The organism is Rhizobium sp. S96 (assembly GCF_030382195.1).
Lineage (GTDB): Bacteria > Pseudomonadota > Alphaproteobacteria > Rhizobiales > Rhizobiaceae > Rhizobium.
Genome location: NZ_JAUDRY010000010.1, coordinates 460,067 through 473,938 on the forward strand (window position 1 = coordinate 460,067; position 13,872 = coordinate 473,938).

At 60.5% G+C, this 13,872-nt stretch carries 15 protein-coding genes; 10 read left to right on the forward strand and 5 right to left on the reverse strand.

Annotated features, from left to right (window positions below):
• Nucleotide 1: 1 nt before the first annotated feature.
• The 4 genes from QTL94_RS14430 to secA form a co-directional block, all read right to left on the reverse strand.
• Entirely contained in the window at nucleotides 2-1,414 is a 1,413-nt protein-coding gene (locus QTL94_RS14430; protein ID WP_289802354.1) for a lipopolysaccharide biosynthesis protein, read from the reverse strand.
• A gap of 123 nt (nucleotides 1,415-1,537) precedes the next feature.
• Nucleotides 1,538-2,650, reverse strand: coding sequence for a D-alanine--D-alanine ligase family protein (locus QTL94_RS14435; protein ID WP_289802331.1), 1,113 nt, complete (start codon nucleotides 2,648-2,650; stop codon nucleotides 1,538-1,540).
• 32 nt (nucleotides 2,651-2,682) lie between these two features.
• Nucleotides 2,683-3,249, reverse strand: coding sequence for a C39 family peptidase (locus QTL94_RS14440; RefSeq protein WP_289802355.1), 567 nt, complete (start codon nucleotides 3,247-3,249; stop codon nucleotides 2,683-2,685).
• A gap of 217 nt (nucleotides 3,250-3,466) precedes the next feature.
• Nucleotides 3,467-6,181 (reverse strand): preprotein translocase subunit SecA, encoded by a 2,715-nt coding sequence (gene secA, locus QTL94_RS14445; RefSeq protein WP_113521260.1) that lies wholly within the window; start codon nucleotides 6,179-6,181, stop codon nucleotides 3,467-3,469.
• Between the two features lie 244 nt (nucleotides 6,182-6,425).
• On the opposite strand from secA, the gene QTL94_RS14450 reads away from it, so the two are divergent.
• From QTL94_RS14450 to QTL94_RS14475, 6 genes are all read left to right on the forward strand, one after another.
• A complete protein-coding gene (locus tag QTL94_RS14450) occupies nucleotides 6,426-7,313 on the forward strand; it encodes a peptidylprolyl isomerase (RefSeq protein WP_113521259.1) in 888 nt (295 codons plus the stop codon).
• Nucleotides 7,314-7,415: 102 nt separating this feature from the next.
• Nucleotides 7,416-8,657, forward strand: a complete 1,242-nt coding sequence (gene argJ, locus QTL94_RS14455; protein ID WP_289802332.1) for a bifunctional glutamate N-acetyltransferase/amino-acid acetyltransferase ArgJ — start codon at nucleotides 7,416-7,418, stop codon at nucleotides 8,655-8,657.
• On the forward strand, nucleotides 8,626-9,447 hold the full coding sequence (locus QTL94_RS14460; protein ID WP_502944134.1) for a GNAT family N-acetyltransferase: 822 nt from the start codon (nucleotides 8,626-8,628) through the stop codon (nucleotides 9,445-9,447). Before argJ ends, QTL94_RS14460 begins: the two co-directional genes overlap by 32 nt.
• Complete coding sequence (gene mutT, locus QTL94_RS14465; protein ID WP_289802334.1) at nucleotides 9,444-9,857, forward strand: 8-oxo-dGTP diphosphatase MutT; 414 nt, start codon at nucleotides 9,444-9,446, stop codon at nucleotides 9,855-9,857. Before QTL94_RS14460 ends, mutT begins: the two co-directional genes overlap by 4 nt.
• 123 nt (nucleotides 9,858-9,980) lie before the next feature.
• On the forward strand, nucleotides 9,981-10,298 hold the full coding sequence (locus QTL94_RS14470) for a hypothetical protein (RefSeq protein WP_065692345.1): 318 nt from the start codon (nucleotides 9,981-9,983) through the stop codon (nucleotides 10,296-10,298).
• A 62-nt stretch (nucleotides 10,299-10,360) separates the two neighbouring features.
• Nucleotides 10,361-10,531, forward strand: coding sequence for a Flp family type IVb pilin (locus QTL94_RS14475; RefSeq protein ID WP_065692344.1), 171 nt, complete (start codon nucleotides 10,361-10,363; stop codon nucleotides 10,529-10,531).
• A gap of 15 nt (nucleotides 10,532-10,546) precedes the next feature.
• On the opposite strand, the gene QTL94_RS14480 is transcribed toward QTL94_RS14475, so the two are convergent.
• Nucleotides 10,547-11,431 carry a methyltransferase domain-containing protein gene (locus QTL94_RS14480; RefSeq protein ID WP_289802335.1) on the reverse strand — a complete coding sequence of 295 codons (885 nt, stop codon included), beginning with the start codon at nucleotides 11,429-11,431 and terminating at the stop codon, nucleotides 10,547-10,549.
• Nucleotides 11,432-11,508: 77 nt separating this feature from the next.
• Here QTL94_RS14480 and QTL94_RS14485 point away from each other — a divergent pair, with 77 nt between their 5' ends.
• From QTL94_RS14485 to QTL94_RS14500, 4 genes are read left to right on the forward strand one after another with little or no spacing between them, the layout of a single operon-like run.
• Complete coding sequence (locus QTL94_RS14485; RefSeq protein ID WP_065692342.1) at nucleotides 11,509-12,282, forward strand: ComF family protein; 774 nt, start codon at nucleotides 11,509-11,511, stop codon at nucleotides 12,280-12,282.
• A gap of 31 nt (nucleotides 12,283-12,313) precedes the next feature.
• Nucleotides 12,314-12,571 (forward strand): glutaredoxin 3, encoded by a 258-nt coding sequence (gene grxC / locus QTL94_RS14490; RefSeq protein WP_065692341.1) that lies wholly within the window; start codon nucleotides 12,314-12,316, stop codon nucleotides 12,569-12,571.
• A gap of 9 nt (nucleotides 12,572-12,580) precedes the next feature.
• Nucleotides 12,581-13,438, forward strand: a complete 858-nt coding sequence (locus tag QTL94_RS14495; protein WP_065692340.1) for a carbon-nitrogen hydrolase family protein — start codon at nucleotides 12,581-12,583, stop codon at nucleotides 13,436-13,438.
• Nucleotides 13,435-13,863 carry a DUF1178 family protein gene (locus QTL94_RS14500; protein ID WP_065692339.1) on the forward strand — a complete coding sequence of 143 codons (429 nt, stop codon included), beginning with the start codon at nucleotides 13,435-13,437 and terminating at the stop codon, nucleotides 13,861-13,863. The genes QTL94_RS14495 and QTL94_RS14500 overlap by 4 nt, the downstream gene beginning before the upstream one ends.
• Nucleotides 13,864-13,872 lie beyond the last annotated feature (9 nt).

Consider the following 13,872-nt stretch of genomic DNA (forward strand, 5'->3'; position numbering starts at 1 on the left):
ATCAGGCTTTCATGTTTTTGCAGGCCGCGTCCGCGTCAGCGAATGCGAACAGAGTAATGCCGAGCGCACGGCGCACGGCAATATGAAGAAGTATGGCTTCCACGCCCATGGCGGAGGCGGTCGCGATAGCCGCGCCCTCGATGCCAAACCTTGGAATCAGGAGCACGTTCAGAAGGACGTTTGCCGTCAGCGCCCCGGCGTAGAGGATGACGCACATGTTCTGCTTGCCCGCCATCATCAGAAGGGTCTCGGCCGGGCCGACGAGCGCCTTGGCAAGGATACCGGCAAGCAGGATGACCATCAGAATGTAGCCGGCGGTAAACGCGCCGCCGAACAGCGAAAGCAGCAGATGACCGGCGGCGAGCACGCAGAGCCCGACCCCGAGCGCCGGCCAGAAGGTCCATTTCGCAGCGTCGATTGCGGCCGCTGCCAGTTCGGAGCGTGTGCCTTCCGCGATGATGCTGGAGAAGCGCGGCCCGGATGCCGCCTTGACCGAAAAGTTGATGAAATGAACCATCGCCATCGTCTTTGCCGCGGCGAAGTAGATCGCGACGTCGTGCGGCTCCAGGAAGATGCCGACGACCACGACATCAGAATTGGTCAACAGGAAGCCGACGCCCTCGATCAGGAAGATCGGAAAGGCGACGCTAAGCCAGGCGATGAAATCGATCTTGCGCGGGCCTTCATGGTAGTGACGCCGAAGCCGAAACAGGGTGGCGACGTACTGCCCAACGGCGGTGACGTAGGTTGCGACCAAGGCGGCCTGCATGGCTGTAACGGCGGTATGCTCCGCGCCGAGGCCGATGGCGACCAGCATGAACAGGATGATCAGGATCGGGCGGATGATGTAGACGGGGCTCAACGCCATGACGGGCCAGTGATTGGCGCGCGACGTACCTTCCAGGATATCGCCGAGAGCGATCATCGGCATTGCAAGAAGCCCGAGGAAGATCGGGATGACGTAGTAGCTTTGGATGCGGCTGCCGAAAAGATAGAGCGCGACCATGCCGATGCCGAGCACAACCGTGCCTGAGAGCAGTCCGAAGATGCGCGCGGTTCCCGTCAATCCGCGAATCTCCTCGAAGGCGCCGGCCGCCTTGTATTGCGGCAGGAAGCGGATGATCGCCGTATGAAACCCCAGGCAGGAGAGGTCGCCGAACAGAATGATCAGAACCCAGACAAAGACGAAGATGCCGTATTCGTACTCGCCCATCAGGCGGGCAAGAACGATCTGCGAGAGGAAGGCAAGGGCAGCGCTGATAATGCGGATCGAGAATGCAGTGAGCGCCATGCGCTGGGCGGTGGCTTTCTCATCCCGCTGGGTCAGGAGGCTGGCCAAGGCACGCAACAGCCGGCCGCCCGTGGGCCTCAACCCCGCAGGCAGCATCTTTTCCGCTGTCTCTATGACCGCCATCATGAACACGCAAAACTCTCTGGCAAATCGTGCCTAACTCTTGCCAGATCAGGGTTAAGAAACGGTGTGCCGAGGAGCGCCGGTCTATCGCGGCGGCTGGATGTTTTCGCGAGCGTCGACCGCCTATCGGTTGGCGCGCGCCAGTGCGTGTTCGATCAGCCGGTCAATGATTTCGGCGTAGCTGACGCCACTCGCCGCTATGGCCTTGGAATACATGCTGATGTCGGTGAAGCCGGGGATCGTGTTGATTTCATTGACGACGAACGACATATCCTCGGTGAGGAAGAAGTCGACGCGGGCCATGCCGTCGCAGCCGAGCGCCTTGAAGGCGAGGTTGGCTGTCGCGCGGATCTTATCCTCCACATCCTTGGGGAGCTGGGCCGGCACCCTCAATGACGCGCCGTCCTCATCGATATACTTTGCGTCATAGCTGTAGAAGCCATGATGGGCGGACGGCGCGATCTCGCCCGGCAGGGAGACAAACAGCTCACCGCTGGGATGTTCCAGCACGCTGCACTCGACCTCGCGTCCGCGAATGAACTCCTCGGCCAACAGCTTGCGATCATACTTGAAGCCCTCTGCCAGAGCGACGGTGAACTCCTCTTTGTTCGTCACCTTGCTGACGCCGACGGAGGAACCCTGGCGAGCGGGCTTGACGAAGAGCGGCAGGCCCAGCTTCGCGACAGCCTCCTCGAACGACGGGGTGTCAGGTTCCTCGATGCAGACGGATGTTGCGACTGGCATGCCCGCTTCTCGAAGAAGGCGTTTGGCAATGTCCTTGTCGATGGCGGTGGCCGATCCCAGCACGCCGCAGCCGGCGAGAGGGATACGGGCGACCTCGGCCAGTCCCTGAACAGAACCATCCTCGCCATGCATGCCGTGCAGCACGGGAAAGAGAACGTCGATCGCAGACAACTCGAATGCTGCCCCAGCGTCGGGAATGGCGAACAGGCGACCCCGTCCACCCGGCAACAGGCTCAGCTGCGGCAGGCCGGTTGCGTTTCCGGCGGCCGACAGATCCATGTTCGCCGGCACCATGCGCCACTGTCCGTCCTTGGTCACGAAAACCGGGAGCACATCGTATCTATCAGGATCAAGAGCGCGAACGACGTTGGTGGCGGACAGGATCGAGACGTCGTGCTCAGGAGAGCGCCCGCCGAACAGAACTGCCACCCGCAGGCGTTTTTCGTTGCCTTGGTTTTTACCCTTGCTTTCGCCAGGCGTCGTGGCTGCCATCAATAGTCCCCTTGGATAATCTCGAACAGAAATCAGAGCGTCACGGCGATACCGCGATTGGCGAAGAAGCGGTCGAACGTTGACGCGGGAAGCGTCACATTCGCCTGGCTATCCCGGTCATGCCCCGACGGATTATGGAATCGGATGGCGTCAGCCGTTGCGGCTGTTACCAGCACGAGATGGCCACCCTTCGACGGCGGTTGCCGATCGGGCCAACGGATCTGACTGTTCACCGACGCGATGAACACGGTCCGCTCTTCAAGGAGCGGCGCAATTCCCGCGGTCGGGATGTTGGTGATCGTCTTTGCCTTCAGGCCGAATGTTTCGGCGACGAAGGTCACGAATGGCGCATAGATCAAGCCCTTGATCGACTGATCCTCGTCGTTGACGACATACCCGCCAAAGGCGGTGCAGGCTCGGGCGAGATCGACGGTTCGATGTGTCTCACCGCGCGCAGCCAGAATCATCTTCAGACACGCCATGCCGCAGATGTTGACCGCCCAGCGGGCGTATTCCTCAACGCTTTCGGCTCCGGATTCGCGCCATAGCGGATCGCGCAGGAGCGCCGACGATCCTTCGCTCAACACCGGGAGCGTCATCGCTGGTGTTTCCCACTGGCTGAAATACGGGAAGGTTGCGGCGGCAATAGTCACGAAGTTCCTCGGGGAATCAGACGAGCCGGCAAGCTCCGCAAATAAAACGACGGATTTGCGGCCAGTCCATCACTGAGCTTGGATACCCCGAGCCTATCAACGAAAAAGCCCCGCGGCATCTCTGTCGCGGGGCTTTCGGTATCTCAGTGAAGCTTAGCCGGCGTCAGGCTTGCTCGAAAGCGCCGTGGCAGTGCTTGTACTTCTTGCCCGAACCGCAGGGGCAGGCTTCGTTGCGGCCAACGCGGCCCCAGCTTGCCGGATCTGTCGGGTTGCGGTTCTCAGGCGCGACGATGACTTCCGAGGCCTGGTAGACCGAGGCGAAATCGTCTTCGCCTGTATCAGGATCGAAGTGATGCGCCTGCATGAGCGGCGGTTCCGGCTCGGCCGGCGCCTGCTGCACAAGTTCGACGCGCATCAGCTGGGCGGTAACCGCCTGGCGCAGATTGTTGAGCAGCGAGGTGAAGAGCTCGAATGCCTCGGACTTGTATTCCTGCAGCGGATCGCGCTGGGCGTAGCCGCGGAAACCGATGACGGAGCGCAGGTGGTCGAGGTTGACGATGTGCTCGCGCCACAGGGCATCCAGTGTCTGCATGAGGATCGAACGCTCGACATAGCGCATGATGTCGTCGCCAAAGCGCTCGGCCTTTTCGGTGAAGGCGGCGTTGGACGCTTCCGTCAGGCGTTCGCGAATATCGTCTTCGCCGATGCCTTCTTCCTTGACCCAATCCTCAACCGGCAGGTCGAGGTTGAGCAGGGCCGTCGTCTGCTCCTTCAAGCCGGCAGCATCCCACTGTTCGGCGTAGGCACGCTCCGGAATATGCTTGTCGACGAGGTCTTCGATGACCTCACGACGCATGTCGGAAACGGTTTCGGAGATATTGGCAGCTTCCATCAGCTCGAGACGCTGCTCGAAGATCACCTTGCGCTGATCGTTCAGAACGTCGTCGTACTTCAGGAGATTCTTGCGGATGTCGAAGTTGCGGGCTTCGACCTTCTTCTGCGCGCGTTCCAGAGCCTTGTTGATCCAGGGATGGACGATTGCCTCGCCTTCCTTGAGACCGAGCTTGGTCAGCATCGAATCCATACGGTCGGAGCCGAAGATGCGCATCAGGTCGTCCTGAAGCGAAAGGTAGAACTTCGAGCGGCCCGGGTCGCCCTGACGGCCGGAACGGCCGCGCAGCTGGTTATCGATACGGCGGCTTTCGTGGCGTTCCGTCGCGATGACGTAGAGACCGCCGGCGGCCAGCGCCTTTTCCTTGAGTTGCTTGATCTCTTCGCGGATCGCCTCGATCTTGGCGTCGCGCTCCGGACCTTCCTCGACTTCGCCAAGCTCGCGCTCAACACGCATGTCGAGGTTGCCGCCGAGCTGAATGTCGGTACCGCGACCCGCCATGTTGGTGGCGATGGTGACGGCGCCGGGCACGCCAGCCTGGGCAACGATATAGGCTTCCTGCTCGTGGTAGCGGGCGTTCAGAACCTGGAAGTTGTTGAAGCCCTGCTTGCGCATCAGGTCGGCGAGCAGTTCGGACTTTTCGATCGAGGTCGTACCGACCAGAACCGGCTGGCCGCGCTTCTGCGCATCCGCGATCTCGGCGATGATCGCCTTGTACTTCTCTTCGAAGGTCCGATAGACCTCGTCGTCCTCGTCGATACGCTGGATCGGCAGGTTGGTCGGTACTTCGACGACGTCGAGACCGTAGATGTTGCCGAATTCTTCCGCTTCCGTCTGCGCGGTACCGGTCATGCCGCCGAGCTTGCCATACATGCGGAAGTAATTCTGGAAGGTGATCTGCGCCAGCGTCTGGTTCTCAGGCTGGATCTTCACATGTTCCTTGGCTTCCAGCGCCTGGTGCTGGCCTTCCGAATAACGGCGGCCCGGCATCATGCGGCCGGTGAACTCGTCGATGATGACGATCTCGTCGTTGCGGACGATGTAGTCCTTGTCGCGCTGGAAGAGCTTGTGGGCCTTCAGAGCGTTGTTGACGTGGTGGACGATCGCGACGTTTTCGATGTCGTAGAGCGCATTGCCCTTGAGCAGGCCGGCCTGGCGCAGCAGGTTTTCCAGCTTCTCGGTGCCTTCTTCGGAGAAGTTGGCGGAGCGCTGCTTTTCATCGATTTCATAGTCTTCCGCCGACAGGAGCGGAATGAAGGCGTCGATGGTGTTGTAGAGGTCGGAGCGATCGTCCAGCGGGCCGGAGATAATGAGCGGCGTGCGGGCTTCGTCGACCAGGATGGAGTCAACTTCGTCGACAATCGCGAAGTTGTGGCCGCGCTGAACCATCTGGTTCTTTTCGTACTTCATGTTATCGCGCAGATAATCGAAGCCGAGCTCGTTGTTGGTCGCGTATGTGATGTCGCAGGCATAAGCGGCGGCGCGTTCTTCATCGGAGAGACCGTGAATGATGACGCCGGTGGTCAGGCCGAGGAAGCTGTAGACCCGCCCCATCGTGCCCGCATCGCGCTGCGCGAGGTAATCGTTGACGGTGACGACGTGCACGCCCTTACCGGACAGTGCATTGAGATAGACCGGCAGCGTGGCCACCAGCGTCTTACCTTCACCGGTCTTCATTTCCGCAATCGCGTTCGAATGCAGGATCATGCCGCCGACGAGCTGTACGTCAAAAGGTCGCATGCCGAGGACGCGGCGCGAGGCTTCGCGAACGACGGCGAAGGCCGGAACGAGAATGTCGTCCAGCGTCTTGCCTTCCGCGAGCAGCTTGCGGAACTCCACGGTCTGCGCGGCGAGCTGTTCGTCCGACAATGCGCGGGTTTTTTCCTCAATCGCATTGATTGCGGCGACGTTCGGCTGGAAGGACCGCACGCGGCGATCATTGGCAGAGCCAAATATTTTGCGGGCTATACCGCCAAAGCTGACCATATGACTGGTCCTTTCTCAAATACTTCCCCGGCTTTTCTTATCCGTGGCCCGGCCGAAATTCAGGCGCACGTCTCGAAACGCCAGGAAACTGTTCTGGACGCGAGGTTGCGTGACAGATAAGAGGGGGGTCGAATGATGTCAACGGATTTGGCTGATATAGAAAGGCCACATTCCAGTGTTGATGGCTGTTTCAGGCTGGATTCACGAAGTTGAAGCCGGTGGTTTAACTGTGAAGGGTTATTTGATGTTGAACTACAACAAAATCGCCGTCATGGCATTCGCGACATTCGTTGCGTTCCAGGCGCCGGTCCGTGCAGAAGACAAGCCGGATGCGGTGGTTGCCAAGGTTGGTGATGTCGAGATCCATCAGTCGGAGCTGGATCTGGCCGTTGCCAATCTGGATCCGCAGCTTGCACAGCTGCCCGACGACCAGAAGAAGGTCGCCGCGCTCTCTGCTGCAATCGACGTGAAGCTGCTTGCCAAGGATGCCGCTGCCGAACAGCTCGATCAGACGCCTGAGTTCAAGAAGCGCATGCAGTACCTCGCCGATCGCGAGCTGCATAACGCCTACTTCAAGAAGCATGTCGTCGACACCGTCACCGATGACGAAGTCAAGGCGCGCTACGAGAAGGAAGTCGCAGCCCTTCCGAAGCAGGAAGAAGTGCATGCACGCCACATCCTGGTGAAGACCGAGGCTGAAGCCCAGGACGTCATCAAGCAGCTCGACGCCGGCAAGAATTTCGCTGAACTGGCCAAGGAAAAGTCCACCGACCCGAACAAGGCTGACGGCGGCGATCTCGGCTATTTCACCAAGGGCCGCATGGTCAAGGAATTCGAAGACGCTGCTTTCGCGCTCGACAAGGGCACCTACTCCAAGACCCCTGTGAAGACCGATTTCGGCTACCACGTCATTCTGGTCGAGGACAAGCGCGACGCGGCTCCGCCGGCATACGACCAGGTCAAGGATCAGGTTCGTCAACTCGTCATGCGCGACAAGTATCTTGCGCTTCTCGCTGCCGCCAAGGAAAAGTCGAAGGTCGACATCAGCGACGAAACGCTCCGCAAGGGCTACGAGGATGCCAACAAGCAGCCGCAGCCGGGCGATGCGCCCGCTGAGCAGCCGCAGCAGTAACATCCATCAAGAGCCCGGTTTTTCCGGGCTCTTCCTTATCGTTTGTCGCAATTCCAGGCGTTATCGACGTTTGCCTGGAATTGCCTATCATCAGGTCTTGTCATGTCCGGTTCCGTCTCTCCGCTCGCTCCCAAATCCTTCGCCTCGATGCCCGCAGTGCGCGGTGTGCGCATGGCGACCGCGTCCGCCGGGATCAAGTACAAGAACCGAACCGACGTTCTGATGATGGTGTTCGACAAGCCGGCCGCCGTCGCGGGTGTCTTCACCCGCTCGAAGTGCCCTTCCGCGCCGGTCGATTTTTGCCGTGCCAACCTGTCTAACGGCGTCGCGCGCGCCGTCGTCGTCAACTCCGGCAATGCCAACGCCTTTACCGGCGTGAAGGGTCGCGAGGCGACGGCGCTGACGGCGAAGTCGGCTGCTGCGGCCGTCGATTGCGGCGAGAACGAGGTTTATCTTGCGTCCACCGGCGTCATCGGCGAACCACTCGACGCGACCAAGTTTGCCGGCGTTCTGGACACGCTGTACGCCGATGCGACCGGTGACTTCTGGTTCGAAGCCGCCAAGGCGATCATGACCACCGACACCTATCCCAAGGTTGCCACCCGCAGCGCCGATATCGGCGGCGTCACCGTCACCATCAATGGCATCGCGAAGGGCGCCGGCATGATCGCACCTGACATGGCGACCATGCTTTCCTTCGTTGTTACTGATGCCGATATCGCCCCGGCCGCCCTTCAGTCCCTGTTGTCCGCTGGGGTCGATCCGACGTTCAACTCGATGACGGTCGATAGCGATACGTCGACGTCCGATACGCTGATGCTGTTTGCGACAGGCGCTGCCGCCGCGGACGGCCAGTCGCGTGTGGATCATGCGGACGATCCGCACCTTGCCTCGTTCCGCGCGGCGTTGAACGATCTGCTCAAGGATCTCGCCCTGCAGGTCGTGCGCGACGGTGAAGGGGCTACCAAGATGCTCGAGATCACCGTAACGGGCGCCGAAAGCGATGCCGCTGCCAAGACGATCGCGCTTTCCATCGCCAATTCGCCGCTAGTGAAGACGGCGGCTGCCGGTGAGGACGCCAACTGGGGTCGTATCGTGATGGCCGTTGGCAAGTCCGGCGAAATGGCCGATCGCGATCGCCTTGCGATCTGGTTCGGCGACGTTCGCGTTGCCGTCAATGGCGAACGCGATGCAGGCTATTCCGAACAGGCCGCATCGGATGTCATGAAAAAGCAGGACATTCCAGTGAAGGTCGACATTGGTCTTGGCAATGGCAGGGCAACGGTCTGGACGTGCGACCTCACAAAGGAGTATGTCGCCATCAACGGTGACTACCGGAGCTAATTGTTCATTGACTGAAGCATTACCCAAGAAGGCAAATCTGCCACTCGTGCGCAGGCTCGAAGCTGTCGGCTTCCGGGCCTGGCCAGCGTCGTCCGTACAGTATGACGGAAGCTGGCAGGTCCGCCTGACGGCGGGACATCCCTCCAACCGTTTGAACTCGATCGTGCCGCTCGATCCATCGGATCATCGCGACGTCGAGATTCGCCTGGCCAAGGCAAGCCGCAAGTTCGAAGCCTATGGCCGACCGGCAGTGCTGCGCCAGACGCCGCTTGCGTCGCCGGTGCTGATCGATCTGGTCAAGGCGGAGGGCTGGACGTCCTTCGACGAGACGATCGTGATGACCTGCGACCTGTCCCATGCAGACTTGCCCGACACGTTGGATCACCTTCCGACGCACGATATCGGCCGCTTCGTGGACGCCAACCTGGCAACCGATCAGGTATCGGCCAAGCTGAAGCCGGCGCTCGCGGAGATCATCAACGCGATCAAGCCCCCATCGGGCTTGTTCATGATCGAAGATCCGCAGACTGGGCCATTGGCGACGGTGTTGTGCGTCCAGGACAACGATCTGGCCGGCATCATGTCGCTGTCGGTGGCGAAAGAACGCCGTCGCGAAGGGCTGGGCCTTGAAATTCTGACCTCGGCGTTGCGCTGGGCGAGGATGCGGACGGCGCGTTCCGCCTGGCTGCAGGTTAAGGCGACCAACGTGCCGGCGCTGTCGCTTTACGAACGCCTCGGTTTTCAGGAAGCCTATCGTTACTCTTACTGGCGACAGGACCACACCTCGTGAGCGACGTGACCCGGAGCATCCTTCTTGTTGCAGCCTGCGCGCTGATCGATTCCGATGGCCGGATCCTTCTCGCGCAGCGACCGGAAGGCAAGTCGTTGGCGGGTCTATGGGAGTTTCCCGGCGGCAAGGTCGAGCCGGGCGAGACGCCTGAAGAATCTCTGGTGCGCGAACTGCATGAAGAGCTCGGGATCGCGACCAAGGTCGCCTGCCTTGCTCCCTTGAGTTTTGCCAGCCATACCTATGAGAAATTTCATCTTCTGATGCCGCTTTACGTCTGCCGGCGATACGAAGGAATTCCGCATGGAAAAGAAGGCCAGGCTCTGAAGTGGGTGAAGCCGCAGGCGCTGCGCGATTATCCCATGCCGCCTGCCGATGAGCCGCTGATCCCGGTTTTGCAGGACCTACTTTAGTAACTTCTCATTATTATCCGCTCTGCGTCGATTTTGCATGTGGATATTAATCGATCGTTTAACACCTTCTGCCAAAGATCGGCCTCAATCAAGCAACTGGCGTGTGTGTAGAAGGCTTGACGCATGGACGACGATTTCTGGAAAGCAGTTAGGGAAAAGGAACAGGCTTCGGCTGCCTCGGGCAAGACGGGGGCGCTGAATATTGCGTTGCTGTTTGGAACGGCTGTCGTTGCGCTGACGCTGATCCTGACGCCGATGCTTGCGGACAAGTCGAGATCCAGCGTGTTTGCCAGTGCACCCTCCGAAATCGACTCGATCACCACCGGATCGATTCCGAAGACGGAAAACGGCAAGCGCTATACGATACGCCGCAGCGTCCTTCAGGAAACGCCTGGGTCGGTCTGTGTCGTTCAGGGATATGGCAGCGGAGTCGGTTGCTGATTGCAACGGCGCCTAGCTGTGCGAGTAAGACGACACTTGGGGCATGGCGCAAAGGATTGACTATGCGGCTTCTGAAGGCATTCCTTACCGATATCAATGGCGCGACCGCGATTGAATACGGGCTACTCGCTGCGCTGATTTCAACAGCAATCGTTGCAGCCGTCGGCGCGGTTGGCGGTAACCTCGGCAACCTGTTCAACGGCGTTGCGAACCAGATAACGCCGCCTAACTGACGAAAAGGCGACAGCTCACTGTTTGAGCTTGTGTTCCTCGACCTTGAGTGCGTCGGCGAGCCTTACCTTTGCCGATCCCGGGCGAAGCGGTTTCTGCTGGCTCTCGTGTGGCGCCCATCCCGAGACGTAGATCATCGAGAACGTCGCACGAATGCGTCCGTCCGGATCCGAATAGCGCTCGGCGTAGATTTCAGCAGCTCTTAGAAAGAATGCACGGGTCAGCGGCTTGCGGCTGCGTTCGGCCAGCGGGTTGGTCATGCCCATGGCCCTGAGGTCGCGCATCAGCGGGAAGATCGAGTCGTAACGCACGGTATACGTCTCGGCGTCGATCACGGGCAGGGCAAAGCCTGCGCGCTGCATCAGGCCTCCAACGTCACGCACATCGGCAAACGGAATGACACGGGGACTGGCGCCGCCGGTCATCTCGACTTCCGCGGCAAGCAACACCTCGCGAAGCTCCTGCAGGGTGCCCGATCCGGGTATGGCGGCCAGGAACAGGCCATCCGGCTTCAAGGCGCGGCGGATCTGGATGAAAACGCCGGGCGTATCGTTGGTGAGATGCAGACTCAACGGCGCCAGAATGAGATTGGCCGATTGTGGCTCGAGCGGAATATCCTCGAGCGGCGCTTCGATGAAGGTGTCGTCCGCCGTGACGTAACCTTTCTCGCTTTCGACCCGCGTCAGGTGGGCGATCTTGCCGGTCGCCTTCGCCACACGTGCCGCAGCACCGGTTGCGCCATGCAGTTCCACCGCTTGCTCGAACGTCCGCTCGACGACCGCGAGGCGTTCGCCGAGTTCCTCGGCGGCGATGTCCAGCAGGAATGCCGCCTTCGTATCGTTGTTGCGTAGCGCGCGATGCCTGTTTGCGGCGATCCTGGCCGTGTCGAAAATGATATCCATGAGCGAAGTCCTTAATCCCCCGAAGTTGGGGCGGCAAGGCGATTTTCCTCCGACGCGAAACAGGTTAGACTTTCGCCATGGGGTTGAACGGGTGGGGTCGACGATGGGAGCTGGGAAGCGCGCTGCTACGCTCGCTGTCCTTTGTCGTCGATCTCGTTTATCCGCCCGGATGCGCCGTCTGCGGCGTCGCCACCGGCCGGCATCGCGGCCTTTGTCCGAAATGCTGGTCTGTATTGCGCTTCATCGAACGGCCATATTGCGAGGTTCTCGGCGTTCCGTTCGCTCATGATCTGGGACCCGGACTGTTGAGTGCTGCCGCGATCGCCAATCCACCGCCTTTTGACCGGCTTCGGTCAGCGGCGTTTCACGATGAACCGGCGCGCAATCTGGTCCACGGACTCAAGTACCGAGATCGTACCGATCTGGCGCCGATGATGGCAGGCTGGATGTTGCGAGCGTCCGACGGGACGGTCGAGCGCTGCGATGCCATCCTGCCCGTGCCGCTGCATCGCGGCCGGATGCTGTCGCGCAAATTCAACCAGGCGGCCGAGCTCGGGCGCCATCTCGCGCAACAATCGGGCAAGCCGTTCCTGCCGGCGACATTGCTGCGTATCCGTCGCACCCGCCAGCAGGTCGGCCTGGGTGCCAAGGCCCGGGAAGACAACGTTCGCGGTGCGTTTGCGGTCGCATCCGGCCATGAGAACGATGTCTTCGGCAAGCGGCTCGTGCTGGTGGACGACGTCTACACGACAGGCGCCACCGTCGCTGCCGCCACCAGGGCTTTGCGCAAGGCTGGCGCCGCCGACATTACTGTTTTGACCTTTGCAAGGGCCATCGCAGAAACTATATGACGGAAAGATAACCGGTATTTTTGGAGTTCCTATGGTACCCGTCACGATCTATACGCGCCAAGGCTGCGGCTATTGTGTCCGCGCCAAGTCCCTGCTCTCGGAAAAGGGCGTGGATTTCGTGGAGCACGATGCGACGTATGCGCCCGAGATCCGTCAGGAAATGATCAACAAGTCGAACGGCCGCTCGACGTTTCCGCAGATATTCATCGGTCAGGACCATGTCGGTGGTTGTGACGATCTCCACGCACTCGATCGTGCCGGCAAGCTCGATCCCATGCTTGCTGCCTGAGGAAGACCCATGTCGTTCAAGGCTGCCGCCATCCAAATGTGCTCCGGCGTCGATCCGCAAAAGAATGCTGCGGCCATGGCGAGCCTCGTTCGCGAGGCTGCCGGTCAAGGCGCGATCTACGTTCAGACGCCGGAGATGACCGGTATGCTGCAGCGTGACCGTGCGGCTGCAAAGGCTCTGCTGCGGGGCGAGGGTGACGATCTGATCGTGCGCACGGGTTCGGAGCTTGCCAAGGATCTTGGCATCTACATGCATGTCGGCTCGACGGCCATTGCGCTTGACGACGGCAAGCTTGCCAATCGCGGCTATCTCTTCGGTCCCGACGGCAAGATTCTCAACCGCTACGACAAGATCCACATGTTCGACGTCGATCTCGACAATGGCGAGAGCTGGCGGGAAAGTGCGGCCTATCGACCGGGATCGGAAGCCCGGGTCCTGTCGCTGCCGTTTGCCGAGATGGGCTTTGCGATCTGCTACGACGTCCGTTTTCCCGCATTGTTCCGTGCGCAGGCGGTTGCCGGCGCGCAGGTCATGACGGTGCCTGCTGCCTTCACCAAACAGACGGGGGAGGCGCATTGGGAAATCCTGCTTCGGGCCCGCGCGATCGAGAACGGCGTATTCGTCATCGCGGCAGCACAGGCCGGAGTCCATGAAGACGGGCGCGAAACCTTCGGCCATTCGATGATCGTCGATCCCTGGGGCAAGGTTCTGGCGTCTTGCGGACCGACCGGGGAAGCGGTGATTGTCGCGGATATCGATCCAACGGCCGTCAAAGCCGCGCATGACAAGATTCCGAACCTCAAGAACGCTCGGGAGTTTTCTATCGAGAGGGTTGCGGGGGAAGTCGCAGGAGGCGTTGCCGCTTGATCCGTTATTCGCTTCGTTGTGAGAATGCCCACGAGTTCGAAGGCTGGTTTTCCGAAAGCGCAGATTTCGATCGCCAGATCGCATCCGGTTTTCTCACCTGTCCGGTCTGCAATTCCGCTTCTGTCTCCAAGATCCTGATGGCGCCGTCCGTTTCGACTGCGCGCAAGAAGGATGAGATGCAGACGGTTGCGATGGACGCCATGCGGCGAGCGGCCTTCGACAAGCTCAAGGAAGCGGTGGCAACGATCAAGGCCAATTCCGAGGATGTCGGCACGCGGTTCCCCGAGGAAGCGCGCAAGATTCACTACGGCGAAGCCGACGCTCGCGGCATTATCGGCCAGACGACGCTCGACGAGGCGCAGGAACTGCTGGAAGAGGGCATCGAGATCGCTGCGCTTCCGGTTCTGCCGGAAGACGTGAACTAGCCAACCGCG

Excerpts from the sequence above, each read along its gene's own strand:
- QTL94_RS14430 (WP_289802354.1), bottom strand. The coding sequence starts at position 1,414 with ATGGCGGTCATAGAGACAGCGGAAAAGATGCTGCCTGCGGGGTTGAGG.
- QTL94_RS14435 (WP_289802331.1), bottom strand. The coding sequence starts at position 2,650 with ATGGCAGCCACGACGCCTGGCGAAAGCAAGGGTAAAAACCAAGGCAAC.
- QTL94_RS14440 (WP_289802355.1), bottom strand. The coding sequence starts at position 3,249 with ATGACGCTCCCGGTGTTGAGCGAAGGATCGTCGGCGCTCCTGCGCGAT.
- secA (WP_113521260.1), bottom strand. The coding sequence starts at position 6,181 with ATGGTCAGCTTTGGCGGTATAGCCCGCAAAATATTTGGCTCTGCCAAT.
- QTL94_RS14450 (WP_113521259.1), top strand. The coding sequence starts at position 6,426 with ATGTTGAACTACAACAAAATCGCCGTCATGGCATTCGCGACATTCGTT.
- argJ (WP_289802332.1), top strand. The coding sequence starts at position 7,416 with ATGTCCGGTTCCGTCTCTCCGCTCGCTCCCAAATCCTTCGCCTCGATG.
- QTL94_RS14460 (WP_502944134.1), top strand. The coding sequence starts at position 8,626 with ATGTCGCCATCAACGGTGACTACCGGAGCTAATTGTTCATTGACTGAA.
- QTL94_RS14470 (WP_065692345.1), top strand. The coding sequence starts at position 9,981 with ATGGACGACGATTTCTGGAAAGCAGTTAGGGAAAAGGAACAGGCTTCG.
- QTL94_RS14475 (WP_065692344.1), top strand. The coding sequence starts at position 10,361 with ATGCGGCTTCTGAAGGCATTCCTTACCGATATCAATGGCGCGACCGCG.
- QTL94_RS14480 (WP_289802335.1), bottom strand. The coding sequence starts at position 11,431 with ATGGATATCATTTTCGACACGGCCAGGATCGCCGCAAACAGGCATCGC.
- QTL94_RS14485 (WP_065692342.1), top strand. The coding sequence starts at position 11,509 with ATGGGGTTGAACGGGTGGGGTCGACGATGGGAGCTGGGAAGCGCGCTG.
- grxC (WP_065692341.1), top strand. The coding sequence starts at position 12,314 with ATGGTACCCGTCACGATCTATACGCGCCAAGGCTGCGGCTATTGTGTC.
- QTL94_RS14495 (WP_065692340.1), top strand. The coding sequence starts at position 12,581 with ATGTCGTTCAAGGCTGCCGCCATCCAAATGTGCTCCGGCGTCGATCCG.